Here is a 24,945-nt window from a genome sequence, read left to right as displayed (position 1 = left end):
CCGCCGGCCGTTCGCCAGACGTTTGTCAGAGCGGCCGCACCTTCAACCAGGTAATCCGGTTGCCCTCTCGCTCGACGACCTCGAACCGGAAGCCGTGGAACGAGAATACCTGACCAACGGTCGGGATCATCTGCGCTTCGTGGATGACCAGCCCGGCAATGGTGTTGGCCTCGTCATCGGGCAGGTTCCAGTCCATCGCACGGTTCAGGTCGCGGATGGTCATCGAGCCTTCGACCAGATACTGACCGTCTTCGGTTCGCGTAACCGTCACATCTTCGTCCACGTCGAATTCGTCGGCAATCTCGCCTACGATTTCTTCGAGGATGTCCTCGAGCGTGATCAACCCGCGCAGCGAGCCGTATTCATCAACCACCAGCGCAAAATGGCTGTGCATGCGCAGGAACTCCCGCATCTGATCATCCAGCGTGGTGGTCTCCGGTACGAAATAGGGGGCGTTGGCCACTTTGAGGATGTCGAACGACTTCAGCCGGTCGGCACTGCCCTCGCCGCCGCCGGCCTGCGCGTACATGGCGCGGAACAGATCCTTGGCGTGCACGACGCCCACGATGTTCTCGGGCTGGCCACGGAACACCGGCAGCCGCGTGTGACGGCTTTCGAGGCATTGTTTCAGGATCGATTCAGGGTCTGCGTCCGCGTCGATCATCTCGATATTCGAGCGATGCAGCATGATTTCCTCTACCGTGCGGTCGCCGAGGTCAAGCGCGCCCAGGATGCGGTCGCGGTCCTCTTTTTCGACGACCCCCTCGGAATGGCCCAGTTGCAGAGCACCGGCGATCTCCTCGCGTACGGCAAGGATGTTGCTGTCGGGGTCGATCTGAACCCCGAACAGGCGCAGTACACCGCGCACCAGCAGGCGAACGGCAGCCACCACCGGCGAAAACACCGTAACGACGACACCGATCACCGGGGCGACCGCCGCGGCGGCCTTTTCGGCATTGGTAATCGCGTAGGTCTTGGGCAGCACCTCAGCAAAGACCAGAACAAGCAGGGTCATGACCAAGGTGGCCAGTGCCACGCCGCTTTCTCCGAAAAGTCGGGTGAACAAAGCCGTGGCCAGAGAGGCTGCAAGGATGTTGACGAGGTTGTTGCCCAGCAGAACCGAGCCGATCAGACGTTCGTTGTCGTCTGTGATCTCCAGCGCCTTTTGCGCGCCGCGCGATCCTTTGTCGGCTTGCGCCCGCAGTTTACCCCGCGAAGACGCCGTCAGCGCTGTTTCAGACCCCGAGAAGAAGCCGGAGAGTACCAGCAGAAGCAGAATTGAGGCCGTAGTCAGCCAGAAGGCGCCATCGAGAAGAGAAGGGTCAGAGTCCATCGGTCCGTTTCAGGTGTTGTTGATGAAATGGTTATGGGGGCGCAGATGCGCGCGATCAAGGGTTTGGCCCTAGTCTCGACCGTCATCCTTGGCAAGCGGGTGATGCTGCAACACCAGTTCCGACAGGCGCTCGTCCAGAACATGCGTATAGATTTCGGTCGTCGCGACGTCGGCGTGCCCAAGCAGGGTCTGGATCGAACGCAAATCGGCCCCATTGGCCAAAAGATGCGTCGCAAAGGCATGGCGCAGCGTGTGTGGCGTGACTTTGTCGGGAGAAACGCCGCCTTGCACGGCCAGTTCCTTTATCAGTGCAAAGAACCGGTGACGGGTCAGGTGCCCTGATTTTCCGCGCGAAGGAAACAGGAACCGGGACCGCTGGCCTCCGTTGGCAACGGCTGCATCTTCGGCTTCGTCCCGGATGGTCAGCCATGCCGCCAAAGCATCACGCGCAGGCGGTGACAGGGGCACCATGCGCTCCTTTTCACCTTTGCCGAGAACCAGCAGCATGCGTGGGTCGCCCCGGGCGGATGATACCAGCAGGGAAACAAGTTCGGTTACACGCATCCCAGTCGCATACAGAATTTCCATCAAGCAGGTGTTGCGCAGCTTGTCTGCCGTACTGCGCCCAGTTTGCCTGGCCGCCTCAAGCAGGCGGTCGACTTCTGCCACGTCCAGCGTCTTGGGCAGTCTTTTCTGGCGTCCCGGGCCCTTGATCTGGATGGCCGGATTGGTCGAGCGCCAGCCTTCTTCAAACGCGAAACGGTACAATTGCTTGATGGCAGAGAGGCGGCGGGCGCGGGTCGCGCGCGACAGGCCTTGTGTGTCACAGTCAATCAGGTAGGCCTCGATCATATCTTGGTCGGCGGCCTCGAACCCGGCATTTCGCCGACCGAGCCACGCGGCAAAGTCCTTCAAGTCTCGCCCATAGGCCAGCAAAGTGTTGGTTGCCGCCCCAAGTTCTGCGGCCTGCGCCTCGAGAAACGCGGAAATCCACAAGTCTTGTGTCGCCGGAGCGGACACTGTCAGGCCCCCTTCAGAACAAGCAACTGCAAGGCCGCGCGGCGCGCCGTGTCTTCCAGGCCGACATGTCGGAACACCGCGATGGCCGCAGTCAAGTCAACCAGATTGCCGCGCGCGCCATGCGCGAACATCTGCATGGCCTCAAGAATTGCCTCACCCAGTCGGTTTGCTTCCAACATCGCGCGGATATCGGACGGGATCGGCGCCGACCATGCAAACCCTTCGGCAATGGCGTCAGCCATCGGTGAGAGCGAGTTCGAACGCTCGGGTTGGCCCGATGCCAAAGCAGCCAGAAAGGCATTGGCCTCAGGCCCGTCGGGGACAGATCGTGCGGCATCCTCGTACAACTCGGACAACAGCAGGATGCGCCAGCGCAGATTCTCGGTGGTCGGGTCGGACAGCTTGATCGGCATCAGGCGCTCGGCGAACAGTTCGGCAAAGGGCACTTCGAGCCCGACCGAACCCATTTCTGCCCAAACTTTCGGCAGGGTCTTGGATATTGCCTCGGGGCTTCCGGTCTCCAGCGCCGTTTCGAAACGCTGAACAGCCGAGACGCGATCCCAGACCGCGCCCGAAGCCGCAGGCGCGCGCTCGGTATAGAGGCCCAGCAGATGGTTCGGCGTAAGCGCGCCGATGCGGGTCAGACGCTCGGCCGCTTCGATCTGGGCCTTCCAACCGGCAACATCGCGCAGGTCGGCATTGGCAAAGGCTCGCGGCAACGAGGCGGTCGGAAGTCGCTCGCCGATCGCTTCGAACAGGCGAAACGTCAGCGGGTCAGGGTCTTCGGGCTGCGGCAAATAGGCGGCGCCTTCGAACATCTCTGGGCTTAGGAAGCGATCCAGCAGATCGAGTTGCTCGGGCGGCAGTAATTCGAGCGCATGCGCCGCTTCGAGTGTCAGTGCGGCCGAAGCCCAGTCACCTCTGCGAGCCTTGCAGAAGACCTGCGCGGAATAATCCCGCGACAAATGCGGTTGCGCGATCAGCGCAGTGCAGCTGCGGTCTTCGTCGCCGGTCAATAGAGTTGCGTCAAACCATCGTTTGAACCGCTCAGGCGTATCGGTGGGGCCGGCTAGCTGCACCAAGGATTGCGTCGGATCGGCGGCACCCAGCTGCATCAGGCGATCCAGTCGCGCCAGAAGGAGCTCGTCTGGCTCATTGGAATTCGCCGGCGCTCGGGCCTCGGTCAGCAAAAGTGTAAACAACAGCCGCTGCATGGCCGGGTTCGATTTGACCGGCACGCGCGCGAAGAGTTCGGCCAGCCGGGCCGGATCGCTGGGCAGCCACAGATCAACCGGCAGACCGGTCGCTGACCCATCCACCAATCCCAACGGCGGCGACAGCGCCTCGAGCGGAGACACCTGGATGTCGGGCTGCAGGCCCGTATCGGTAACCGGCGGCTCGAGCAATACGGTCCCCGGCAACAGGTCAGGGGCCGTCTCCAGCCAGTCGATCGCGGATAGCGGCTGTTCGGTTTGTGCGGCGGCTTGGCCGGTCAGTGCAAGCGCCAGCACGACGGCCCTAGTTGACATCCAGAATTACCGGTTCGCTGATTTCGCTTTGCGGGGCCGAGAAGTCGGCGCCGAAGAATGGGCCAAGATACGCATAGGCCACCAAGCCGATGAAAAGCAGGCAAATTAGGTACAACAGGAATTTGATCAGACGGCCCATGGCTCAACGCTGCCTCAATTTTCGATTTTGGCCAAGTTATAACTGGCATTTTTCCCAAGATCACGTCATTCACAGGGAAATGAGCGAAATTAAGCATAACGTGGCGCCGGCCGGACAACGGCAGGTCTTTGACCTGCACAAAACGGTGGTTTTGGTCGGCATGATGGGCGCTGGCAAGACGGCCGTGGGGCGCGCTCTGGCCGCGCGCCTTGGTGTTCCATTCCTCGACAGTGACAGCGAGATCGAATCGGCTGCCAACATGACCATCCCCGAGATCTTTGAACGGGACGGCGAGCCGTTCTTTCGCACCAAAGAAAGCCAGGTCATCGGCCGTCTGCTGGACGAGAAAAAGGGTATCCTGTCGACCGGCGGTGGCGCTTTTCTGAGCAAAGAAAACCGGACGATGATCTCGGACCGTGGGGTTTCCGTATGGCTGTGCGCGGATCTGGATGTGTTGTGGAACCGGGTGCGCCACAAAGACACGCGACCCTTGCTGCGTACGCCTGATCCGTATGCAACGCTGCGTGACCTGTACGAGGCCCGCGTGCCGTTGTACGCACAGGCTGATCTGGTGGTGAATTCGGACGGCGACACCGCGATCGAGGATATGGTTGACCGGGTTCTGGAAAAGCTGATGACGCGCCCGGATGTATTGGAAGTCAAATAGATGCATCAGACAGTTAATGTTGATCTGGCCGAGCGGTCCTATGACGTGGAAATCGGGCCGGACCTGTTGGCTCAGGCCGGTGCGCGGATCAAACCCATGCTGCACCGTCCGCGCGTCGCGGTTCTGACCGATGAAACCGTGGCCGGTTTGCATCTGGATGCTTTGCGCAGCGGCCTGGCGTCCGCCGGGGTGGAAATGACCGCATTGGCTCTGCCCGCAGGTGAGGCGACCAAAAGCTGGCCGCATTTCGAGCGCGCCGTCGAATGGCTGCTGGCCGAAAAGATCGAACGGCGCGATATCGTCGTAGCCTTCGGCGGTGGAGTGATCGGAGATCTGGGGGGCTTTGCCGCCGCAGTGCTGCGTCGCGGTGTGCACTTTGTGCAGATCCCAACCTCGCTTCTGGCGCAGGTCGACAGTTCCGTGGGGGGAAAAACCGGTATTAATGCTCCGCAAGGCAAAAACCTGATCGGTGCGTTTCATCAACCTTCGTTGGTTCTGGCTGACACCTCAGTGCTTGGCACGCTGACGGCGCGTGATTTTCTGGCGGGATACGGTGAAGTCGTAAAATATGGCCTTCTGGGGGATGCCAATTTCTTCGAATGGTTGGAGCGCAACGGCCCCGCGCTGTCGGCCGGGGACATGGCGACCCGGGTTCAGGCGGTCACCCGTTCGGTTCAGATGAAGGCCGACATCGTGGCCCGCGACGAGACTGAACAAGGCGACCGGGCGCTGTTGAACCTCGGGCATACGTTCTGCCACGCGCTTGAGGCGGCGACGGGCTATTCCGACCGGCTGCTGCATGGCGAGGGTGTTGCCATTGGCTGTGCCCTGGCGTTCGAGCTGTCGGCCCGCATGGGGCTGTGTTCCCAGGAAGACCCAAGCCGCGTCCGCGCTCACCTGAAGGCGATGGGCATGAAGACCGATCTGTCTGATATTCCGGGTGATCTGCCGAGCGCCGAAGATCTGGTCGAGCTTATGGCTCAGGACAAGAAGGTCGTTGACGGCCAGCTGCGTTTCATCCTGGCGCGTGGGATCGGGCAGGCCTTCGTCACGTCGGACGTGCCACGCGATGCAGTTCTGTCCGTTCTGCAGGATGCATTGGCAACGTGCTGATAAGCGGAGTCAGCGGCCCCGTATCACCATCAATTCGCCAATGTTTTCGCGGGTGATGTATCCGACCATCTGACCGGTCTTGGTGCAGACCGCCACGGCCGGTGCGCCACCATGGAGACCATCCAGAACGGCTTCGAGCCCACTGGTCAGGGCCACCCGGGGGATTTGCTCTTCCATGACCGAGGTCGCGGGTTCCGACCGGGGGTGATCGCCAGCTAGCGCGGCAAACAGCCGATTGCGGGTCACAAAGCCCAACAGCTGCCCGTCTGCGCCCAAAACCGGAAACTCGTGCTGCGTTGTCTGGATCACGGCCTGGGCTGCCGTTGCCAACGTGTCTTGGGGGGTAAGTGCGTGGAACTCGGTAATCATCGCGTCGCGAGCCAGCACGCGGCGCGCCACCGAGCGCATTGCTACATCCTGACTTTCGGCATTTGCCGCGATGAAGACGAAAACCGCGATCAGAACCAGGATCGGGTTACCGGTGCTGAGCCCCAGAAACCCGAACCCGACGGCCACGGCCTGGCCCGCAAAGGCCGCGGCCCGTGTGGCCTTGACCCTGTCCATCTTCAGGCAGAGCAGGGCGCGGAACACGCGGCCGCCGTCCATCGGAAACGCGGGGATCAGGTTGAACACCGCGAGGAACAGATTGACGTAGGCCAGCCGGCTCAGCAGGTCGACGCGGGTCGAGTCGATTTGCGCCAGCGTTTCAACCTGCATTCCCGCACCCAGAAGGACAAGTATGCCCCAGATGACGACGTTGACCGCTGGACCAGCCAATGCGACGGCAACTTCTTGCATCGGCTTTTCCGGCATCCTCTCGAGGCGGGCCAAGCCGCCGATGGGCAGCAGAGTGATGTCAGGTGTGCGAATGCCATACCTGCGGGCCATCAGCGCATGACCGAACTCATGGGCAACCACGCAGGCAAACAACGCCAGAACAAAAATGATGTTGTCGATGGCTGCTGGCCACCCACCGTCAGAGTAGGCGGCAAAGCCGACCCAGGCCAGCAGCAGAAAGAAGGTGACATGGACCCTCAGTTCCGATCCGAGCAATCGGCCGACGGCGAAGGACCATGTCATGACGTGCCTCGCTGGAGCTTAGAACGGGATTTCGTCGTCGTCGATGCCACCTGATGCCGGTGCCGGTGCGCCGGACTGTGCGGCGTAGGGCTCGGAGTATCCGCCCGATTGTCCGCCGCCATAACCACTCGACTGGCCGCCGCCATAGCCGCCGCCTTCGCTGCGACCGTCGAGCATAACTAGAGTCGAACCAAAACCTTGCAGAACAACTTCGGTGGAATAGCGGTCCTGTCCGGACTGATCCTGCCACTTGCGGGTCTGGAGCTGACCTTCGACATATACCTTCGACCCTTTGCGCAGATATTGCTCGGCAACACGAACGAGGCCTTCGTTAAAGATCGCAACCGAATGCCACTCGGTCCGTTCGCGGCGTTCACCGGTATTGCGGTCTTTCCAGTTCTCTGAGGTGGCGATCCGTAGGTTGCAGACCTTGCCACCGTTCTGAAACGACCGCACTTCGGGATCGCGCCCGAGATTGCCGACCAGAATGACTTTGTTGACTGAACCTGCCATGGATTTCCCCGTTTTTTGACTAGTTTGATGGCGCCCGAATCTGACGCTGAGTTCACCTGAAACCCTATACGTCCTGCGCCCGGGTTGGAACACGGTTGATGCCCGGAGTGCCACCCGGAAAATCAGTGTTTCCTTAACCAAGCTTTCATTTCTGCCTGAAATACCTATAATCCGAATGATTGCTGAACGAGCGGGATTGCTTGAATGCGTTGTCTGTTAAGTGGTTTTTCAATTGCATGCCTCGTTCTGGCGTCGACGCCGCTGAGCGCAGATGTCCTGTCGACCAAGAATCGCAAAGATATCTTTTTGAAGCAGGCCAAGATATTGGACACGCGGGCCGCCAGCCAGTATCGCGACTCTGAACGGCTGAAACCGAAGACGCCGGACGGCAGTTTCAAAAAGCGCTATTCCGGCAAGTACCGTGGTGAATACCTTGCCATGGCGCGCCAGGCAGCGCGCAAGCACAATGTCCCGGAAGAACTGTTCCTGCGTCTGGTTCAACAGGAAAGCGGTTGGAACCCTCACGCCAAGTCGCACAAGGGCGCTTTGGGCCTCGCGCAACTGATGCCGCAAACCGCCAGGCTGCTGAACGTGAACCCGCATGACCCGAAGCAAAACCTTGAAGGCGGTGCGCGGTATCTTTCGTGGCAATACCGCAAATTCAAGTCCTGGCGCCTCGCGCTGGCAGCCTATAACGCTGGCCCGCAAGCGGTAGAAAAGCATGGGGGCGTGCCGCCCTATGCCGAGACGCAGAATTACGTCAAAGTCATCTGGGGCGGCTGATACAATAGCTGCTCAAAAAAAACCGGCCCAAGGCCGGTTTTTCTTTGGGCGATCACTCAGCCGCTATTTTGATAACCGGCTCCATCTTCGCCAGTGTTTCGGTGGACAGATGACACTTGACCTGGTGTCCGTTAGCCAGCGTCTGGACCGGCGGAACCTCTTTTTCGCACAATCCGCCCGCAACCTCGGACTTCCACCGGCACCGGGTTTGGAACGGACATCCGGGCGGCGGGTTCATCGCCGAAGGAATGTCGCCCTCAAGGACGATGTGTTTCTTTTCGACCGAGGTATCGGCGATGGGAACCGCGCTCAGCAGCGCCTCGGTATAGGGGTGATAGGGCGGCGAGAAGACTTGATCGGTCGTGCCCAGTTCGACCACGTGGCCCAGATACATCACCATGACGCGGTCGCTGAGGTAGCGCACGATCGACAGGTCGTGGCTGATGAACAGCAGTGTCGTCTTGTGTTCGCGCTGGATCTCCATCAACAGATCGGTCACGGCTGCCTGCACCGACACATCCAATGCCGAGACCGGCTCGTCCGCGACGACGATCCGGGCGTCCCCTGCAAAGGCACGGGCTATCCCGACGCGCTGTTTCTGGCCGCCTGACAGTTGGCGCGGCATACGGTCGGCAAACGCGCGCGGCAGCTTCACAAGGTCCAGCAACTCGAGCATCCGTTGCTTGCGTTCGGCCTCCGAGTTTCCGACGCCGAAGATTTCCAGCGCGCGGATGATCTGACGTCCGACCGTCATCGACGGGTTCAGCGTATCGAATGGGTTCTGGAACACCATTTGGACTTCGCCGACGGTTTTGGCATCCCGTTCTTCTATCGGCAGATGCTCGATATTGCGGTTGTCCAGCAGGATCTGCCCGTCGGTCGCCGTCTCCAATCCCATGAGGACCTTGGCAAACGTGGATTTGCCGCAGCCGGACTCGCCAACGATCGCCAGCGTTTCCGATTCATGTGCGTCGAAGCTGAGGGTTTCGTTGGCCTTGACCACTTTCTTTTCGCCCCCACCGAACAGAGCGTTTGCGGCCACCTCATAGTATTTCTTGAGGTTGTCCATCTTCAGAACGGTCTTGCCGATCGGCGCTTTTTCTTTTTGCTCGGCAACCGTGATGGGTGCGTTCCAGTCGATTTCCTGGAACTTCAAGCAGCGCGTATGGTGGCGGTCATTGCCGGGGACCGGGAACATCTGAATGTCCTGCGCGTCACAACGCCCTTCCTCGAAATAGTCGCATCGCGGGCCGAAATTGCAGCCGGGTGGGCGTTCGTGCGGCAACGGGAAGTTGCCGGGGATTGCAACCAGCGGACGTGAATTCTTGTCCGCGCCGGGCAGGGGGATCGAGCGAAACAGCGCCTGGGTGTAGGGGTGCTGCATCTCGTCAAAGACATCGTGGATCGAGCCCCGTTCGACCGCCTCGCCGGAATACATCACGCACAAGCGGTCACAGGTCTCTAGAACCAGGCCCAGATTGTGCGAAATGAACAGCATCGAGGTGCCGTATTTCTTGCCCAGATCCTTGACCAGTTCCACCACGGCGGCCTCGACCGTCACGTCCAGCGCGGTTGTCGGTTCGTCCAGGATCAGAAGGGACGGCTTGGACATTAGCGCCATCGCGATCACGATGCGCTGCTGCTGGCCACCGGACAGCTGATGCGGAAAGCTGTTCAACATCCGCTCGGGGTCCGGCAGGCGCACATCCGTCACCACTTCCAGAGCACGGGCATAGGCCTCTTCTTTGCTGACCCCTTCGTGGATCATCGGCACTTCCATCAGCTGTTTGCCGATCTTCATCGCCGGGTTCAAAGAAGCCATCGGCTCTTGATAGATCATCGCGATCTCATTGCCGCGAATATCCCGAAGTTCTTCCTTGCTCATCTCGCTAAGGTCACGGCCCTTGAATTTGATCGAGCCGCCAACGATCCGACCATTCTTGCCAAGGTCCTGCATGACACCCAAGGCGACCGTCGACTTGCCGCAGCCGGATTCACCGACCAGCCCGACAGCCTCGCCGGGCTGCACACTGACCGAAAAATCCATCACGGCCGGTATTTCCCGCAAGCGGGTAAAGAACGAAATCGAGAGCTTGTCGATTTCGAGGATCGGCCCGTCATAATCCGCCAGTTTGTTCATCTTGCTTGCTCCTCGCCAGCACTCGGGGGATCCCCTTCATCTGGCTAAAAATATCCTGGTGGGGGCCGGGGGCAGTCCCCCGGCCGCTTTCACATCAGTCCTTCAGGCTTTCTTCTCGCAGGCCATCCGCCAGCAGGTTCAATCCCAGAACCAGTGACAACAGCGCCAGTGCCGGCGGCAGTGCAGGGTGCAGGTAGATCGACAGCAGCTTGCGTCCTTCGTTGATCGTGGACCCCCAATCCGGGCTTTCCGGCGGCAGGCCCAGTCCAAAGAACCCCAAGGTTCCCAAGAGGATGGTCGTGTAGCCGATGCGCAGGCAGAAATCGACGATCAGCGGCCCGCGGGCGTTGGGCAGGATTTCCCAAAGCATGATGTACCAGGGGCCTTCGCCGCGTGTCTGCGCCGCGGCCACGTAATCGCGTGTCTTGATGTCCATGGCCAAGCCGCGCACGATGCGGAACACCGTGGGCGAGTTGACGAAGACAACCGAAACGAACACGACCAGGATGCCGCCAGGAATGTCGAACAGATCCAGATAGGTCGGCAGACCCCAGATGCTGTAGTCGTCCGTGCGGATGACGTATCCCCCGGTCGAGATCAGCGACAGGTACAGCCAGATCGCGATACCCAAGACGCCGATCAGCAGCGGCGTACGGAATTTCGGCCGGGTGTAGTAGCGCGAATTCAGAAGAACACCGATGAAGAGGATCGGGAACACGAACAGGACTGCGGCCATATAGTTCGGCACGCCGGTCGCGACGATTTCCGGTGTGACCAACAGGTAGAACAGCAGGATGACCGGGAACGCCAGGATCAGATTGGCGAGGAACGACAGAAACGTGTCCAGCCGCCCGCCATAGTACCCGGCGGGCAAGCCCAGCGTGATCCCGACCATGAAGGCAAACATCGTGGCCAGTGGAGCAATCTGCACGACGATCCACGCACCCTTGACCATGCGGCTGAATACGTCGCGGGCAAGGTTGTCGCCGCCCAGCAGATACCAGGCGAACTCACCCTCCTCGGCATTCGGCAGGGGGGTGCCGGGCACCTTGTTCTTCATGCCGGAAACCTGGACCAACGGATCATGTGTCACGATAAGGTCCAAAGCCCCGAAGATGCCGGTGAAAACCCAGAACATGACCAGTCCAAAACCGATCATGCCGATCGGGCTGTCGAACAGCTTGCCGTACAGGCCAAGGCGCCGTTTGAAGGCAACCGACATCGCGAAAAGAATGATCAGCGACAGCCAGACCGGCAGAAACTGCTGCGAGATCGCGCCGATAATCCCGGCCCCTGTGCCCAGGAATATTCCCAGAAGCAGGTAGGCGACCACCGTCGCGATGCTGGCCAGGAAAGAATACCACAGCGCGGATTGCGTCAGGTTCCTGAGGCCGCCGCCCGAACTGACGGTGCCATCCGCATTCACGCTGACTTGCGTCTCGGGCAGCAGAATGCTCGCCAGGATCCAGACAACGACGGATACGACCAGCGCAGCCAGGGCGATCATCATGATCGGGTTCAGAAAGGCGATAGAGCCAGTCCAGCTCAGAGGTTCCATGGTCTATCCTCCCTTATGAAATGCGGATGCGCGGGTTGAGGTAGACATAGCCGATATCCGAGATCAGCTGCGTCACGAGCACCACGAAGACCGACACGACCGAGATCGCCAGCAGAAGCTGGATGTCGTTGTTCCCCGCGGCCTGCACCAGCGCCCAACCGAAACCCTTGTAGTTGAACAGGGTCTCGACGATCACGACGCCGTTCAGCAACCACGGGAACTGCAGCATGATGACGGTGAAGGGCGCGATCAGCGCGTTGCGCAGGGCGTGCTTCAGAACGATATTCCCGAAGGACACACCCTTCAGTCGCGCGGTCCGGATGTATTGCGCTGTCATCACCTCGGTCATCGAGGCTCGGGTCATCCGCGCAATGTAGCCCATGCCGTACAGGGCAATGGTCAGGACCGGCAGGAAGAAATTCTCGAATGTCGGGTTCTCCATGGCCTGTGTGGCTGTGCCCTTGAACCATTTCAGACCAACGGTGGAAGAGGTGAAGATAGCGATGAAGATCACGCCCGAAACGTATTCCGGCGTGGCCGTCGTGATGATCGAAAACGTGGACAGGGACCGGTCCAACGCAGATCCCTCGCGCATGCCGGCCAGCACACCAACCAATAGGGCGGTCGGGATCATCAGCACCAGCACCCAGAACATCAGGTAGCCGGTGTTGCCCAGCCGCTTGCTGACGATCGTTCCGACCTCGTCCTTGAAGACGGTGGAATAGCCCCAGTCGCCCTGAAGAATGCCGCAATAGCGCGGTGTCGTTTCCGGAGTAGAGCCGGGACGAGTGCAACTTCCCACGAACTGACCATCCGGTAGTGTGTTGGTGAAACCGGGCACCACCCCCAGCCATTGGCCGTATTTGACCAGCGTGGGCTGCATGTATCCGCGGTTCTCAAGCCAGGTGACGACCTGTTCATCGGACATACGCTGGTTGCCCTGCGTCTTGGCCAGTTTTTCCAGGTTTGGATAGAGGTTGGTCAGGAAGAAGACCACGAAGGTCAGGCAGAGTGCCGTCAACAGCATCACGCCCAATCGTCGAAGGATGAAGAGTCCCATGTTGGCCCCTGTTGTTCGGGTTCTCCGCAGATCAGTGGACCATTTTCTGGCCTCGGACGTCCGACCCCGCGTCGGTGTGTCTGCGGCTGGAAAGGGGCGCCCGCATTCGGGCGCCCCTTGTAAGGTTCAGGTCGGGATCAGGCCGCCCAACCCCATTTGTAGTGATGGTGTTCGAACGACACATGCATGTCGGTTCCGACCAGACCGTCCTTCATGTGACGGTACAGCGACCGCCAATAGGGCTGGATGGTGACGCCTTCTTCCTGGATCATTGCTTCGCCCTTGGCCACGATTTCGCGGCGCTTGTCGGCATCGGCAATGGCCAGAGCTTCGGTCAGCAGGGCATCAAACTCGGCATTGGACCAGCCGAACTCGTTCCAGGCCTCGCCGGTGCGGTAGGCCAGTGCCCAGATCTGAACGCCCAACGGACGGTGGTTCCAGTTGGTCGAGCTGTAGGGGTATTTCGCCCAGTCGTTCCAGAACGTGTTGCCCGGCAGAACCGTCCGCTTGACCTTGATGCCCGCGTCGCGCAGCTGGGCTGCCACGGCATCGGTGGTGTTGCGGCGCCAGTCATCGTCGATCGAGATCAGCTCGTGCTCGAAATCGGCCATACCGGCCTCTTCCATCAGCTTGCGCGCGCCTTCCGGGTCAACTTTCTGCGGCGGCAGTTCGTAGTAATCCGGGTGGATCGGACCAACGTGGTGGTTTTCCGCAGGCGAGCCGCGACCACCGTAGCCAAGTTCGAGGCAGACCGAGTTGTCCACGGCCATCTGCAGCGCCTGACGCACACGTTTGTCGGCATAGACCTTCTTGCCGTCCACTTCCGCAAGCTGGTTCGGGCGGACCACGATGGTGTTCATCGTGACAACCTCGGACTTCACGTAGCCCAGGCTGTCCATCACGTCGATGAATTCACCAACCGATTCATACAGCATGTCGACTTCGTCTGATTCCAGAGCCGCCAGCCATGCCGACGGATCGGTGCCGTAGTCGATGTACTCAATGCGATCCAGGGCCGGACGACCGAATACGGCTTCGCCCCACCAGGTGTGGTTTTCGTTGCGTACAAGCGCGGCTTTCACACCCACTTCCAGCTCTTCGATCAGGTAGGGGCCGGTGCCCACGTTGTTTGTCAGGTCCGTTTCGCTGAACGAGCTGTGGATGATCGCGGCCGGATAGTCTGCCATGCCCGGGATCAACGAGATGTCCGAGTTCGGCAGGTTCAGCTTGACGGTGTGCGAGTCCACAACCTCGATCGCGCCTTCTATTGCCTGGCCGGTATCTGCGTCGACCAGCGTGGCAAAACGGCCTGCCATCGAGTTCGTTTCCGAGCTCTTGTCGCACCAGCGCGCGATGTTGCGTGCCACGTCTTCGGCGGTGAAATCGTCACCGTTGTTCCACTTGACGCCTTGACGGACCTTCAGCGTGTAGACGGTCGCATCGTCGTTGACTTCCCAGCCCTCCAGCAGCATGCCGCGGAATGTGCCGTCCGAGTTGTACTCGACCAGGTATTCCAGCGTGCCACGGGTGACGTTGGCGATCTGCGACCAGTCATATGTGCGCGGATCCTTCAGCGCGCGAACTTCCTGCTGAACGCGCAGGGTGCCACCTTCTTTCTTGGCGTCTTCGCCCGCCGCCTTGGCGGGTGCGGTCAGGCCGACCATGCCGTAGGCGGCCGCGGCAGTGACACCAAGGCTGGTCGTGCGCGTCAGAAACTCGCGGCGGCTCAGCTTGCCGTCCCGATATTCCTGGGCGTGCATTTCGGCAGCCCAGTGCATCGGTGCTCCGGTCAATGTCTTGGTTTTCATGGATGTCTCCCTGTGAGATTATTATGGGTATTTGTTGGTCCCCGTCGAAGCCTGACAGCGCCGAGCAAGGTGATTTTGGATGTGGTTTTTTGAATTCTGTGCATCCCCATGGGTTCATTCGGCACCAGATTCCAATTTAGGTCAATGTTCGAAATCGTCATCAAGTGCACAAAAACGACATTTGCAGAGAAACCTGAGCCGTGGTCGCCCGCGCTGCCATCGGCAAGTCTGATTCTGGAACTTGTGATTCCCTTTTCCGAAAGGTTTCGGCCGAAAACCCCTTATGTGACTGAAAATAAAAGACTTCGGACAAAGTCATGGCGCGATGTCAGTGATTCACTCAGCCTTGGCTCGGATCGACGTTTTGCCATTGCTTCATCCGGGCACGACACCACGTGCGCTGGCGTTTGGCGTATTGGCGTGTCGCAATCGTTGCTCTTTCGCGGGCATCGACCAAGGTCATTCGCCCCTCGATATGGGCCATCAATTCAGGTACTCCGATGGCCTTGCACGAAGGTAGGTTCGGGTCGTACCTGTCGCGCATCGCCGCAACTTCGTCCAGGGCACCCGCCTGCAACATCTGGTCAAAGCGCGAATTGATGCGCGTGATCAGCCAGTCTCGCTCGGGAGTCACGACGATCGGAAACGCTTGATTCAGGGGCAGCAGCGGTGGCGGCGTGTCGTCCTGCCAATCCACCAGGGTCCGGCCCGTGGCTTGCTCGACCTCCCAGGCCCGTTGCACACGGGCGCGGTTGCGCGTGTCGATCCGGTCCCGTGTCCTTGGATCAATCTCGGCCAGAAGCTCGGGCAGGGGAATTGCGTCGGCTGTCTTGCGCAACTCGGGCGGCGTTGCCGGGATATCTGCCATACCTTCCGTCAGCGTCGAAAAGTAGAGACCTGTTCCGCCCACGATGATCGGACGCTGCGGCCCCGACAAAAAAGTTCGCACCTCGCGCAGCCAGTGACCGGCCGAATAGTCTTGATCAAAAGCGACATGGCCATAGAGAGCGTGTGGAGCGCGAGCTTCTTCGTCGATCGAGGGTCGGGCGGAAATGATGCGCCAGCAGTCATAAACCTGGCTGGCATCCGCATTGACGATGATCCCGCCCGCGTGTTCGGCAATCTCCAGTGCAAGGGCTGATTTGCCCGATGCGGTCGGCCCCATGATGAGGACCGGCAGATCGTCGGGAATGGGCGGCAGACTGTTCAGCAAATTGCGCGCTGTGTTTTCAGCCATGAGTGTTTGCCCTGTTCCTTGACCATCCGCATTGAACCCGCGGTGGTTTTGCTTCATTTTGCGCCGGAAAACAAACCCGTGCCAGCCCGGAGCGCAAGATGAGCCTTTCTTCCACCAACACAACCGCCGAAACCCCAAAGACAACGTACAAACGCGTCATGTTGAAAATCTCGGGCGAGGCGCTGATGGGGGATCAGGGATTCGGGCTGCATCCGCCGACGGTCCAGCGCATCGCGCAGGAAGTGAAGTCGGTGCATGATCTCGGGGTCGAGATCTGCATGGTCATCGGCGGAGGGAATATCTTTCGTGGCCTGTCCGGTTCGGCCCAGGGGATGGAACGGACCACGGCCGACTACATGGGCATGTTGGCGACCGTGATGAACGCGCTGGCCATGCAATCCGCGCTTGAGGGCCTGGGCGTCTTCACCCGGGTGATCTCGGCCATCCGCATGGACGAGGTGTGCGAGCCCTATATTCGCCGCCGCGCCGTGCGCCACTTGGAAAAGAAACGGGTGTGCATCTTTGCGGCTGGAACCGGCAACCCGTACTTCACCACAGATACCGCAGCGACGTTGCGTGCCAACGAAATGACCTGCGAGGCCATCTTCATGGGCAAGAACGGGGTCGACGGCGTCTACGACAAGGACCCCAAGGCACATTCGGACGCTGTCCGCTATGACTCGGTGACCTATGACGACGTTCTCGCCAAGCGTTTGAAGGTCATGGATGCTTCGGCTATCGCTCTGGCGCGCGACAACAATCTGCCGCTGATCGTATTCGGACTGGACGAGCCCGGCGGGTTCCGCGGAATTCTGGCAGGCGAGGGGACCTATACCAAGGTTCAAGGCTAGCCAAAGGCCCGACCCAACAGCCCACATTAGTTTGCCTGGCGCCCGACTCGGTTCGGACGTTAGGTAACGCAACGCCGTCCGGTCTGCTGAAAATGCTGGGTGTGACCGGTATGCGTGTCGCTTTTGCCCGCCGGAAAGTCTCTGGCGGCTGACCGAAAAAACGATCTTTCCCCGATCAAAAGCGCATTAAAATGAGAGGAGAGAGAATGTCCGACAATTCAGATGCCGACTACGAGGTCGGCCAGGACAATATCCAGATCATGGGGCTGGATATTCATAACCCGGTATTTGCCGTGTCTGGCCTGACCATCATCGCCTTCGTCTTCTTTTCGTTGGTTTTCCGCGAGCAGGCTGCCGACTTCTTCGGCTGGTTGCGCCCCGCGCTGACCAACCAGTTCGACTGGGTATTCATGCTTTCGGCCAATATCTTCGTCGTGTTTTCGTTGCTGTTGATCGTGACGCCGCTGGGCAAGATCAGATTGGGCGGTGACGATGCGAAACCGGACTACAGCTATGCGGGTTGGTTCTCGATGCTGTTCGCCGCTGGCATGGGGATCGGGCTTGTTTTCTGGGGCGTGGCCGAGCCGATCTCGCACTATGGCGCATCACTTGGCGGTGTCGCCGTGGGAGAGGACGGCCTGCGCACCGACTGGGCACCGTTGGGCGCCGGGCTGGAGGATCCCGACGCATCGCGGAAGCTGGCGATGGCAGCCACGATCTTTCATTGGGGCATGCACCCTTGGGCGATCTATGCGGTTGTTGCGCTGGCCTTGGCATTTTTCAGCTTCAATCGCGGGCTGCCCCTGACGATGCGCTCGGTCTTTTACCCGCTGTTCGGCGAGGCCACTTGGGGTCCGCTGGGGCATGTCATCGATGTGCTTGCGGTCTTTGCGACCATCTTCGGTCTGGCGACCTCGCTCGGCCTGGGGGCGACACAGGCGCTGGCGGGTTTGAATTATCTGTTTGATGTTCCGGTGACGGACGGGATGAAAGTGCTGCTGATCGGCTTGATCACGGTCTTCGCCCTGATTTCGGTGATCGCCGGACTGGACAAGGGGGTCAAACGCCTGTCCGAGGCCAACATGGTGCTGGCGGCGCTGCTTTTGTTGCTGGTCCTGATCGTGGGGCCGACCATGGTGATCCTGACCGGGTTCTTCGACAGCATGATCGAATATGTCGTTGCGCTGCCGGGCCTGTCCAATTGGATCGGTCGCGAAGACACGAACTTCATGCAGGGCTGGACCACCTTCTACTGGGCTTGGTGGATCTCCTGGTCACCGTTCGTCGGCATGTTCATCGCACGTATCTCGCGCGGCCGAACGATCCGCGAGTTCGTGACCTGTGTCATCCTTATCCCGACGCTTGTCGGCGCCCTTTGGATGAGCGTTTTCGGCGGAGCTGCTCTGGATCAGGTCATGTCCGGCAATGGGCAGGCTCTGTCCGATGCGGCGCTGGAACTGAAGATGTTCAAGATGTTCGAGGCTTTCCCGATGGCTGGACTGCTGTCGTTCGTCGGTATCGTTCTGGTGGTTGTGTTCTTCGTCACAAGCTCGGATTCGGGTTCGCTGGTGATCGACACCATCACGGCAGGCGGCAAGACCGATGCTCCGACGGCTCAGCGCGTATTTTGGTGCGTGCTGGAAGGGGCCATCGCGGTCGTACTGCTGCTGGGCGGTGGGCTCGGCGCATTGCAGGCCGCGGCCATTGCCACCGGCTTTCCCTTTGCGATCGTGCTGGTCTTGATGTGCGTGTCCATCTTCATCGGTCTGGTGAACGAACGCCGACGCAACTGAGCGTACCGCCACTGACAGTGGGCCCCGGTTACATCACCGGGGCCTTTCATTTATTTCGGACTGCCTTCGAAGAAGCCGACCGAATTGCCATCGGGATCGACCGCATAGAAGAACCGACCGGCCGGGATTTGGATCGGATCCGAGACAACCTGACCTCCGGCAACCTTGACCCTGGCCATGATCTCTTCAGCCGTGCCCTTTGCGGCCAGATGAAGGGTCGGGCCGGTACCATCTTTTGCTGGCTTTCCCGGATACAGATGCAAGGCAACGCCCGTTGCCGGGTCAGCGGGGCGGAACATGGCCATGGGGTTCGGGCCGGATGTGTCGACCGCAAGTTCTGCCCCTGTGGCGTGGGCATAGAATTCTACCGCCTTGTCCAAGTCGGAAACAGGCAGTTCGCCCCACACCAGAAAATCCTTTGGAAGATAACTCATCTGAAACCTCTCTTGTCTTGAGTGCCGTGAGTTTGGCATGTGCTGATGACAGAAGCTGGCATCAGACGCCCGGCTTGACCGCGCGGGGTTGGCCGGGCTAACTGACGGCGTTTGGTCCCGTCATCCTCGTGCGGGCGGCCGAACTGCCGCGGCGATACCCGTGGCTGGCTGGAAGACCTGCCATGTATCGGAGTTGTCCGGTGTCATGCGCGGGCGGAACTTCGGAACATTGGGCATGACAACAGAAGGATTGTGCGATGGGCACTCTGGATATTGATTTCGTTCGGGCGCAGTTTCCGGCTTTTTCCGAACCCAGCCTGAAAGGGCAGGCATTCTTTGAGAACGCGGGCGGCTCCTATACCTGCAAACCCGTTCTGGATCGGCTGACCCGCTTCTATACCCAGCGCAAGGTTCAGCCATATGCGCCCTACGAGGCCAGCCGTCTGGCGGGCGAAGAGATGGACGAAGCACGTGCCCGGATGGCGGCTCTGCTGGGCGTGGACACCGACGAACTGAGCTTTGGCCCTTCGACCACGCAGAACACCTACGTACTGGCGCAGGCATTTCGGCAGTGGATGAAACCGGGTGAAGCGATCGTGGTAACCAACCAGGACCATGAAGCCAACTCGGGGCCCTGGCGGCGCCTTGCCGAGGACGGCATCGAGGTTCGCGAATGGGAAATCGACCCGGAAACCGGTTCGTTGAATCCGTCCGATCTGGAAAATCTGCTGGACGACAAGGTGCGGCTGGTTTGCTTTCCCCACTGTTCCAACGTGATCGCCGAGATCAACCCGGTCACCGAAATCACGGCGATCGCGCATGCGGCCGGGGCATTTGTCTGCGTGGATGGTGTGTCCTACGCACCGCACGGCTTCCCGAACGTGGGGGACCTTGGGCCGGATATCTACCTGTTCTCGTCCTACAAGACCTACGGACCGCATCAGGGCTGCATGGTGATCCGGCGCACGCTGGGCGAGCTGCTGCCCAATCAGGGGCATTTCTTCAACGGAGACGTGCTGTACAAGCGGTTCACACCGGCCGGCCCGGACCACGCTCAGATTGCCGCCAGCGCCGGCATGGCCGACTATGTCGAACAACTCTGCGACCACCACGGCGGCCCATCTTCGGGGGCTTCCGCGCGTGGTGCTTTTGTCCACGACCTGATGCGTGCGCACGAAGTTGAGCTTCTGCAGCCGGTTCTGGACGCGCTCAAGGATCGCAACGCGGTGCGCCTGATCGGCCCGTCCGATGCCGAACGCCGGGCTCCGACCGTGGCCTTGGCCGTCAACCGCGACGCGGAAAGCGTGGCGGCTGATCTGTCCAAACACGGCATCATGGCCGGCGGTGGTGATTTCTATGCGGTTCGCCCGCTGACCGCCATGGGTGTCGATCTGGAGCAAGGTGTTCTACGGGTAAGTTTCACCCACTACACCTCGCGAAACGAGATCGACCAATTGCTCGAAGCATTTGACCGGGTTTTGTGATCCGGTAACAGTTCCGCCCCGTAGACATATGAAAACGGGGCGGAAATGGACAAAGAGCAGTCACCAATCATTTTGTGGTTCCGGCGTGATCTGCGCCTGAGTGACCATCCGGCTTTGGCTGCGGCCGTGCAGACAGGGCGACCTGTGATTCCTGTTTTCCTGCGCGATCAGCTGGTCGATGACTTGGGCGCGGCTCCGAAATGGCGGCTGGGCCTCGGCCTTGCCGCATTGTCTGACGGCCTCGAGCGCAAGGGCAGCAAGCTGATCCTGCGAAGCGGCCCGGCGCTGGCCGCGCTTGAAGACCTGATACGGGAAACGGGGGCAACTGATGTATATTGGTCGCGGGCCTATGATCCCGAATCCATCGGGCGTGACACTCAGATAAAGGCTGCGTTGTCCGCGCAGGACGTATCCGCCAAGTCTTTTGCCGGGCATCTTTTGTTCGAGCCGTGGACGGTCGCCACAAAGGCGGGTCAGCCCTTTCGTGTTTTTACGCCCATGTGGCGGGCTGTGCGAGGGAGAGAGGTCGACGCTCCCAAGCCTGCACCGTCGCGGATCGCGGCACCCCGATCATGGCCGCAGTCGGACGTGCTTGAGGCCTGGAACCTTGGCGCGGATATGCGTCGTGGCACGGTGGTCGTTCGGGCTCATGTCGAACCGGGCGAGGCCGCCGCATTTGCGCAGCTGGACGAATTCACCGAACGGCTCGACGCGTATCCAGCAAAACGCGACGATCTGGGCGATGACGGCACATCGGGACTGTCCGAGTACCTTTCGTTGGGCGAGATCAGCCCGGCAACCATCTGGCACCGGGTCCAGAGCGCAGGGTTTTCCGGTTCATCCGGGGCCGAGGGCTTCTTGCGCCAACTCGTCTGGCGCGAGTTCGCATATCACCTGATGTACCACACACCGCATCTACTGAGCGCGAACTGGAAGCCGGAATGGGATGCGTTTCCGTGGAACACCGACTCCGAGACCCCCGAGGTTCGAGCCTGGACAATGGCGCGAACGGGGATACCGGTGATAGATGCGGGCCTACGGCAGATGTATGTCACCGGGCGGATGCACAACCGCGTCCGAATGATCGTCGCCAGCTACCTGACCAAGCACCTGATGACGCACTGGAAGATCGGCATGGATTGGTTTGCGGACTGTCTGGTCGATTGGGATCCGGCAGCGAATGCCATGGGGTGGCAGTGGGTTGCGGGGTCGGGGCCGGATGCCTCGCCGTTCTTTCGTATCTTCAACCCGCAGACCCAAGCCGAGAAGTTTGACCCCACGGGCGCCTATGTCCGCCGGTGGCTGGCCGAAGGACAAAAGAACCCACCCGAGACGGCGCTTGCCTATTTCGATGCGGTGCCGGTGTCATGGGGACTGTCTCCGACGGATGCTTATCCTGATCCGGTCGTGGATCTGAAGGTTGGGCGACAGCGGGCGCTTGCCGCCTACGAAGGCCGAAAACACCAGTAAGGAATTGAAAACTTGCCAGAAACGGAATCCCGTCCTAGCCTGCTCCGACCACCGCACAGGGGAGAGCGGATGATCCTGACGACGACAGAGGGGCAAAAAAACCTGCCCAGATATTTTTCGCAGGTCTTCAAGATGCTGCAGCGAATGGAGTCCGGACGGCTGGACATCGCGCTGCCGGATGGTCGCGTGTTTCGCAACGAAGGCGCCAAGCCCGGGCCTGTAGCCCGCGTCGACATTCACGACCCGGATGTCTTCGCCCGGTTGGTCCGTGAAGGCGAGCTCGGATTTTCCGACGCCTACCTTGAGGGTGGGTGGAGCACACCTGACCTGCGCGCCTTCATGGATCTTGTCCATCTGGGCACCGAGACGGTCTATGATGATTTCACTGGCAAGTTTTTGGTCCAGGCCTATGAGCGCCTGCGGTTCTGGCTGCACCGGAACAACCGAAAACAGGCCAAAAAGAACATTTCGTACCACTACGATCTGGGCAATGATTTCTACAGCCTGTGGCTGGACGAGACGATGACCTACTCCAGCGCGCTGTTCGAAACCGGTCAGGAAAGTCTGGAAAAGGCTCAGACGGCCAAATATGCCAGCCTGGTGGACGAGATGGGAGCAAAGCCGGGCGACCACATCCTTGAAATTGGCTGCGGTTGGGGTGGCTTTGCTGAATACGCCGCTAAAGAAAGAGACCTGAGGGTCACAGGCCTGACCATCAGTCAAGAACAGTTGAAGTATGCGACGCAACGCATAGAAAAAGCTGGGCTTTCCGACAAGGTAACCTTCAAGCTGCAGGACTATCGCGACGAGCGTGGGCAGTATGACGGCATTGCGTCGATCGAGATGTTCGAGGCCGTTGGGCAAAAGTACTGGCCGGTCTATTTTCAAACGGTCCGCGACCGGCTGAAGCCCGGCGCACGGGCCACGCTTCAGATCATAACAGTGGCCGACCGCCGCTGGGACGTCTACAAGAACGGCGTTGATTTTATTCAGAAATACATCTTTCCGGGCGGCATGTTGCCAGCCCCGACGGTGCTGAGGCAGGAAATCCAGCAGGCCGGTCTGGATGTGGTCAAGTCGAAGGAGTTCGGCCCAAGCTATGACCTGACATTGCGGCGCTGGTACGACACGTTCAACGACAAGTGGGATCAGGTTGCTGCGATGGGCTTTGATGAGCGTTTCCGCCGCATGTGGAATTATTATTTGACCGCCTGCGGCGCAGCCTTTGACACGGGCAATTGCGATGTGACACAGATCACCGTAGCAAAACCCAACTAACACACGGAAATACCGGAATGCCGACAGCCTCACGTCTTGTTGCCGCGCTCAGTCTCATGGTGGTGGCTTTCCTTGTGTCCGGCATGATCATCGACAACGGCGAAGAGGGAAAGGACTACGGCTACTTTACCTATGTGAACCTGGTCCTTGGTTTTCTTTGTGGTTGGGTCATCATGGGCAAACGGGCGGGCCGCGGCTGGACTGCAGCCGTCAACAACGGCCTGACCGGAGTGGTTTCTCTGGTGTTTTGGGGCCTGTTCGTTCAGGGCACCTACGAGATGTTCCGGCTTGCGATGCGTCACCGCTATGACGGGCCATTCGAGGCATTGCTGGCCATTTTCCAGATCGGTGTGGATTTCGGCAAGCAACTGATCTCGCCCGAGATCATCGCGACCTTGGCGATTGGTGCTCTGCTTTCCGGCCTGTTTACCGAAGGCGCCTCGCGGCGCTGGAACTGACGCCCTAGTCACGAGCCTACGATGACCAATCTGTTTTTCTACGGCACATTGCGGTATTTGCCGCTGCTTGAACTTGTTTTGGGCCGCTCGGGACAGGATCTTGCGGCCGAGCCGGCGATGCTGCCGGACCATGCGGTTCACGCGGTGCAAGACCAAGCCTTTCCGATGATCCTTGAGGCGCCCGGCGCAGCGGCACGGGGTATCCTGGTGCAGAACCTATCTGCGCAAGACATCGAACGGTTGGCCTTCTACGAAGGTGGGTTCGACTATGACCTGCATGTCAAAGAGGTCGTCCTTGAGGGTGGGTCGACCGTTTCCGCCCAAGTCTTCTTTCCCGCCCCCGGGTTATGGACGCCGGCCGATCTCTGGTCATTGGAAAAGTGGGTTTCCGAGTGGGGCGCGATGACCCTTTTGGCTGCGGATGAGGTCATGGGGTATTTCGGCAAGGTCGATGCCTCTCGGATCGCGCGCAGCTTTCCTGCCATTCGTACCCGGGCGTGGGCCAAGCTTGCGGCGCAGCAACGAAAAACCGGGGATGGACGCAGCGCCGGCGATGATGTGATCGTGCACCGCCACACGCGCGCATACATCGACTATTTCGGGATGGAAGAAATCGAACTGCAGCATCGCCGATACGATGGGTCGATGGGGCCGGTTCTGAATCGGAATGGTTTGATGCAGGGTGCTGCGGTCGTGGTGCTGCCGTATGATCCCCTGCGCGATACGGTCCTTTTGGTTGAGCAGTTCCGAACCCCGGTATTCTTGATCGATGACCCCGAGCCTTGGATGTGGGAGCCGGTTGCCGGCATGATCGACCCCGGAGAAACCCCTGAACAGGCGGCCCACAGGGAAGCCATGGAGGAGGCACAGGTGTCTTTCTCGCGGCTCGAACATGCAGGTGGCGCCTATTCTTCGAGCGGATCTTCCACCGAATACATCCACCTCTATGTTGGGATTGGAGACCTCACCGCCTCGATCAACAATGGTGGTTTGGCGACCGAGGGGGAGGACATTCGCAGCAGGATTCTGCCATATGCCGAATTCATGGATATGGTTGACCGGCATGTCTTCAAGGACCTCCCTCTATTGTCCCTGGCACATTGGTTGGCGCGCAACCGCGATCGGTTGCGGGGATGACTATCCCGCCTTGTGGTCGGCGCAGGGCACCTGTACATCTGCGAAAACGCCAATTTACAA

At 60.0% G+C, this 24,945-nt stretch carries 22 protein-coding genes; 10 read left to right on the top strand and 12 right to left on the bottom strand.

All coding sequences use genetic code 11. From position 1 onward, the window contains the following. Window positions 1–25: 25 nt before the first annotated feature. From ACR0NB_RS06030 to ACR0NB_RS06015, 4 genes are all read right to left on the bottom strand, one after another. A complete protein-coding gene (locus ACR0NB_RS06030) occupies window positions 26–1,333 on the bottom strand; it encodes an HlyC/CorC family transporter (RefSeq protein WP_480775175.1) in 1,308 nt (435 codons plus the stop codon). 69 nt (window positions 1,334–1,402) lie between these two features. Next, on the bottom strand, window positions 1,403–2,353 hold the full coding sequence (locus tag ACR0NB_RS06025; RefSeq protein WP_480775174.1) for a tyrosine recombinase: 951 nt from the start codon (window positions 2,351–2,353) through the stop codon (window positions 1,403–1,405). A gap of 2 nt (window positions 2,354–2,355) precedes the next feature. Next, window positions 2,356–3,882, bottom strand: a complete 1,527-nt coding sequence (locus tag ACR0NB_RS06020) for a hypothetical protein (protein WP_480775173.1) — start codon at window positions 3,880–3,882, stop codon at window positions 2,356–2,358. Continuing rightward, entirely contained in the window at window positions 3,872–4,021 is a 150-nt protein-coding gene (locus tag ACR0NB_RS06015; RefSeq protein WP_170338962.1) for a hypothetical protein, read from the bottom strand. Before ACR0NB_RS06015 ends, ACR0NB_RS06020 begins: the two co-directional genes overlap by 11 nt. Before the next feature lie 79 nt (window positions 4,022–4,100). Here ACR0NB_RS06015 and ACR0NB_RS06010 point away from each other — a divergent pair, with 79 nt between their 5' ends. Together ACR0NB_RS06010 and aroB are read left to right on the top strand one after the other, a co-directional pair. Beyond that, entirely contained in the window at window positions 4,101–4,688 is a 588-nt protein-coding gene (locus ACR0NB_RS06010; RefSeq protein WP_170403557.1) for a shikimate kinase, read from the top strand. Beyond that, entirely contained in the window at window positions 4,689–5,801 is a 1,113-nt protein-coding gene (aroB, locus tag ACR0NB_RS06005) for a 3-dehydroquinate synthase (RefSeq protein WP_260065821.1), read from the top strand. It abuts the gene before it with no gap. 9 nt (window positions 5,802–5,810) lie between these two features. Here aroB and ACR0NB_RS06000 read toward each other — a convergent pair whose 3' ends face one another. Both ACR0NB_RS06000 and ssb read right to left on the bottom strand, forming a co-directional pair. Beyond that, the gene (locus ACR0NB_RS06000) at window positions 5,811–6,881 is read right to left on the bottom strand and encodes a site-2 protease family protein (protein WP_170363622.1); all 1,071 of its coding nucleotides are present in this window, start codon (window positions 6,879–6,881) and stop codon (window positions 5,811–5,813) included. A gap of 18 nt (window positions 6,882–6,899) precedes the next feature. Further along, on the bottom strand, window positions 6,900–7,394 hold the full coding sequence (ssb, locus tag ACR0NB_RS05995; RefSeq protein WP_480775172.1) for a single-stranded DNA-binding protein: 495 nt from the start codon (window positions 7,392–7,394) through the stop codon (window positions 6,900–6,902). Between the two features lie 204 nt (window positions 7,395–7,598). Here ssb and ACR0NB_RS05990 point away from each other — a divergent pair, with 204 nt between their 5' ends. Continuing rightward, a complete protein-coding gene (locus ACR0NB_RS05990; RefSeq protein WP_093961864.1) occupies window positions 7,599–8,177 on the top strand; it encodes a lytic transglycosylase domain-containing protein in 579 nt (192 codons plus the stop codon). A 52-nt stretch (window positions 8,178–8,229) separates the two neighbouring features. Here ACR0NB_RS05990 and ACR0NB_RS05985 read toward each other — a convergent pair whose 3' ends face one another. From ACR0NB_RS05985 to miaA, 5 genes are all read right to left on the bottom strand, one after another. Then, on the bottom strand, window positions 8,230–10,317 hold the full coding sequence (locus tag ACR0NB_RS05985; protein ID WP_170366978.1) for a dipeptide ABC transporter ATP-binding protein: 2,088 nt from the start codon (window positions 10,315–10,317) through the stop codon (window positions 8,230–8,232). Window positions 10,318–10,411: 94 nt separating this feature from the next. Further along, window positions 10,412–11,875 carry an ABC transporter permease gene (locus ACR0NB_RS05980; RefSeq protein ID WP_480775171.1) on the bottom strand — a complete coding sequence of 488 codons (1,464 nt, stop codon included), beginning with the start codon at window positions 11,873–11,875 and terminating at the stop codon, window positions 10,412–10,414. A gap of 13 nt (window positions 11,876–11,888) precedes the next feature. After that, on the bottom strand, window positions 11,889–12,935 hold the full coding sequence (locus ACR0NB_RS05975) for an ABC transporter permease (protein WP_170339518.1): 1,047 nt from the start codon (window positions 12,933–12,935) through the stop codon (window positions 11,889–11,891). Between the two features lie 137 nt (window positions 12,936–13,072). Further along, window positions 13,073–14,743 carry an ABC transporter substrate-binding protein gene (locus ACR0NB_RS05970; protein WP_170338949.1) on the bottom strand — a complete coding sequence of 557 codons (1,671 nt, stop codon included), beginning with the start codon at window positions 14,741–14,743 and terminating at the stop codon, window positions 13,073–13,075. A gap of 340 nt (window positions 14,744–15,083) precedes the next feature. Beyond that, entirely contained in the window at window positions 15,084–15,980 is an 897-nt protein-coding gene (miaA, locus tag ACR0NB_RS05965; protein WP_480775170.1) for a tRNA (adenosine(37)-N6)-dimethylallyltransferase MiaA, read from the bottom strand. A gap of 98 nt (window positions 15,981–16,078) precedes the next feature. Between miaA and pyrH the strand changes: the two genes are divergently transcribed. Both pyrH and ACR0NB_RS05955 read left to right on the top strand, forming a co-directional pair. Then, window positions 16,079–16,831 (top strand): UMP kinase, encoded by a 753-nt coding sequence (gene pyrH / locus ACR0NB_RS05960; RefSeq protein WP_170338945.1) that lies wholly within the window; start codon window positions 16,079–16,081, stop codon window positions 16,829–16,831. Window positions 16,832–17,037: 206 nt separating this feature from the next. Beyond that, window positions 17,038–18,624 carry a BCCT family transporter gene (locus ACR0NB_RS05955; RefSeq protein ID WP_170419163.1) on the top strand — a complete coding sequence of 529 codons (1,587 nt, stop codon included), beginning with the start codon at window positions 17,038–17,040 and terminating at the stop codon, window positions 18,622–18,624. Between the two features lie 50 nt (window positions 18,625–18,674). Here the strand turns inward: ACR0NB_RS05955 and ACR0NB_RS05950 are convergent, their stop codons facing one another. After that, window positions 18,675–19,058 (bottom strand): VOC family protein, encoded by a 384-nt coding sequence (locus ACR0NB_RS05950; protein ID WP_170363618.1) that lies wholly within the window; start codon window positions 19,056–19,058, stop codon window positions 18,675–18,677. 257 nt (window positions 19,059–19,315) lie between these two features. On the opposite strand from ACR0NB_RS05950, the gene ACR0NB_RS05945 reads away from it, so the two are divergent. The 5 genes from ACR0NB_RS05945 (at window position 19,316) to ACR0NB_RS05925 (ending at window position 24,885) form a co-directional block, all read left to right on the top strand. Continuing rightward, a complete protein-coding gene (locus tag ACR0NB_RS05945) occupies window positions 19,316–20,542 on the top strand; it encodes an aminotransferase class V-fold PLP-dependent enzyme (protein ID WP_480775169.1) in 1,227 nt (408 codons plus the stop codon). 45 nt (window positions 20,543–20,587) lie between these two features. After that, window positions 20,588–22,012: a cryptochrome/photolyase family protein gene (locus tag ACR0NB_RS05940; RefSeq protein WP_480775168.1), complete on the top strand. Its 1,425-nt coding sequence runs from the start codon at window positions 20,588–20,590 to the stop codon at window positions 22,010–22,012. Window positions 22,013–22,081: 69 nt separating this feature from the next. Beyond that, window positions 22,082–23,290 (top strand): class I SAM-dependent methyltransferase, encoded by a 1,209-nt coding sequence (locus ACR0NB_RS05935; RefSeq protein ID WP_480775167.1) that lies wholly within the window; start codon window positions 22,082–22,084, stop codon window positions 23,288–23,290. 17 nt (window positions 23,291–23,307) lie between these two features. After that, a complete protein-coding gene (locus tag ACR0NB_RS05930; RefSeq protein ID WP_093961876.1) occupies window positions 23,308–23,748 on the top strand; it encodes a TrgA family protein in 441 nt (146 codons plus the stop codon). Between the two features lie 21 nt (window positions 23,749–23,769). Next, complete coding sequence (locus ACR0NB_RS05925) at window positions 23,770–24,885, top strand: NUDIX domain-containing protein (RefSeq protein ID WP_480775166.1); 1,116 nt, start codon at window positions 23,770–23,772, stop codon at window positions 24,883–24,885. Window positions 24,886–24,945 lie beyond the last annotated feature (60 nt).

The sequence above is a fragment of the Ruegeria sp. CG3 genome (assembly GCF_056537205.1).
This window is presented reverse-complemented; position numbering and strand designations above follow the sequence as displayed.

Bases quoted from the DNA above. Each gene is read 5' to 3' on its own strand.
- ACR0NB_RS06030 (WP_480775175.1), bottom strand. From the start codon at position 1,333: ATGGACTCTGACCCTTCTCTTCTCGATGGCGCCTTCTGGCTGACTACG.
- ACR0NB_RS06020 (WP_480775173.1), bottom strand. From the start codon at position 3,882: ATGTCAACTAGGGCCGTCGTGCTGGCGCTTGCACTGACCGGCCAAGCC.
- ACR0NB_RS06015 (WP_170338962.1), bottom strand. From the start codon at position 4,021: ATGGGCCGTCTGATCAAATTCCTGTTGTACCTAATTTGCCTGCTTTTC.
- ACR0NB_RS06010 (WP_170403557.1), top strand. From the start codon at position 4,101: ATGAGCGAAATTAAGCATAACGTGGCGCCGGCCGGACAACGGCAGGTC.
- aroB (WP_260065821.1), top strand. From the start codon at position 4,689: ATGCATCAGACAGTTAATGTTGATCTGGCCGAGCGGTCCTATGACGTG.
- ACR0NB_RS06000 (WP_170363622.1), bottom strand. From the start codon at position 6,881: ATGACATGGTCCTTCGCCGTCGGCCGATTGCTCGGATCGGAACTGAGG.
- ssb (WP_480775172.1), bottom strand. From the start codon at position 7,394: ATGGCAGGTTCAGTCAACAAAGTCATTCTGGTCGGCAATCTCGGGCGC.
- ACR0NB_RS05990 (WP_093961864.1), top strand. From the start codon at position 7,599: ATGCGTTGTCTGTTAAGTGGTTTTTCAATTGCATGCCTCGTTCTGGCG.
- ACR0NB_RS05985 (WP_170366978.1), bottom strand. From the start codon at position 10,317: ATGAACAAACTGGCGGATTATGACGGGCCGATCCTCGAAATCGACAAG.
- ACR0NB_RS05980 (WP_480775171.1), bottom strand. From the start codon at position 11,875: ATGGAACCTCTGAGCTGGACTGGCTCTATCGCCTTTCTGAACCCGATC.
- ACR0NB_RS05975 (WP_170339518.1), bottom strand. From the start codon at position 12,935: ATGGGACTCTTCATCCTTCGACGATTGGGCGTGATGCTGTTGACGGCA.
- ACR0NB_RS05970 (WP_170338949.1), bottom strand. From the start codon at position 14,743: ATGAAAACCAAGACATTGACCGGAGCACCGATGCACTGGGCTGCCGAA.
- miaA (WP_480775170.1), bottom strand. From the start codon at position 15,980: ATGGCTGAAAACACAGCGCGCAATTTGCTGAACAGTCTGCCGCCCATT.
- pyrH (WP_170338945.1), top strand. From the start codon at position 16,079: ATGAGCCTTTCTTCCACCAACACAACCGCCGAAACCCCAAAGACAACG.
- ACR0NB_RS05955 (WP_170419163.1), top strand. From the start codon at position 17,038: ATGTCCGACAATTCAGATGCCGACTACGAGGTCGGCCAGGACAATATC.
- ACR0NB_RS05950 (WP_170363618.1), bottom strand. From the start codon at position 19,058: ATGAGTTATCTTCCAAAGGATTTTCTGGTGTGGGGCGAACTGCCTGTT.
- ACR0NB_RS05945 (WP_480775169.1), top strand. From the start codon at position 19,316: ATGGGCACTCTGGATATTGATTTCGTTCGGGCGCAGTTTCCGGCTTTT.
- ACR0NB_RS05940 (WP_480775168.1), top strand. From the start codon at position 20,588: ATGGACAAAGAGCAGTCACCAATCATTTTGTGGTTCCGGCGTGATCTG.
- ACR0NB_RS05935 (WP_480775167.1), top strand. From the start codon at position 22,082: ATGATCCTGACGACGACAGAGGGGCAAAAAAACCTGCCCAGATATTTT.
- ACR0NB_RS05930 (WP_093961876.1), top strand. From the start codon at position 23,308: ATGCCGACAGCCTCACGTCTTGTTGCCGCGCTCAGTCTCATGGTGGTG.
- ACR0NB_RS05925 (WP_480775166.1), top strand. From the start codon at position 23,770: ATGACCAATCTGTTTTTCTACGGCACATTGCGGTATTTGCCGCTGCTT.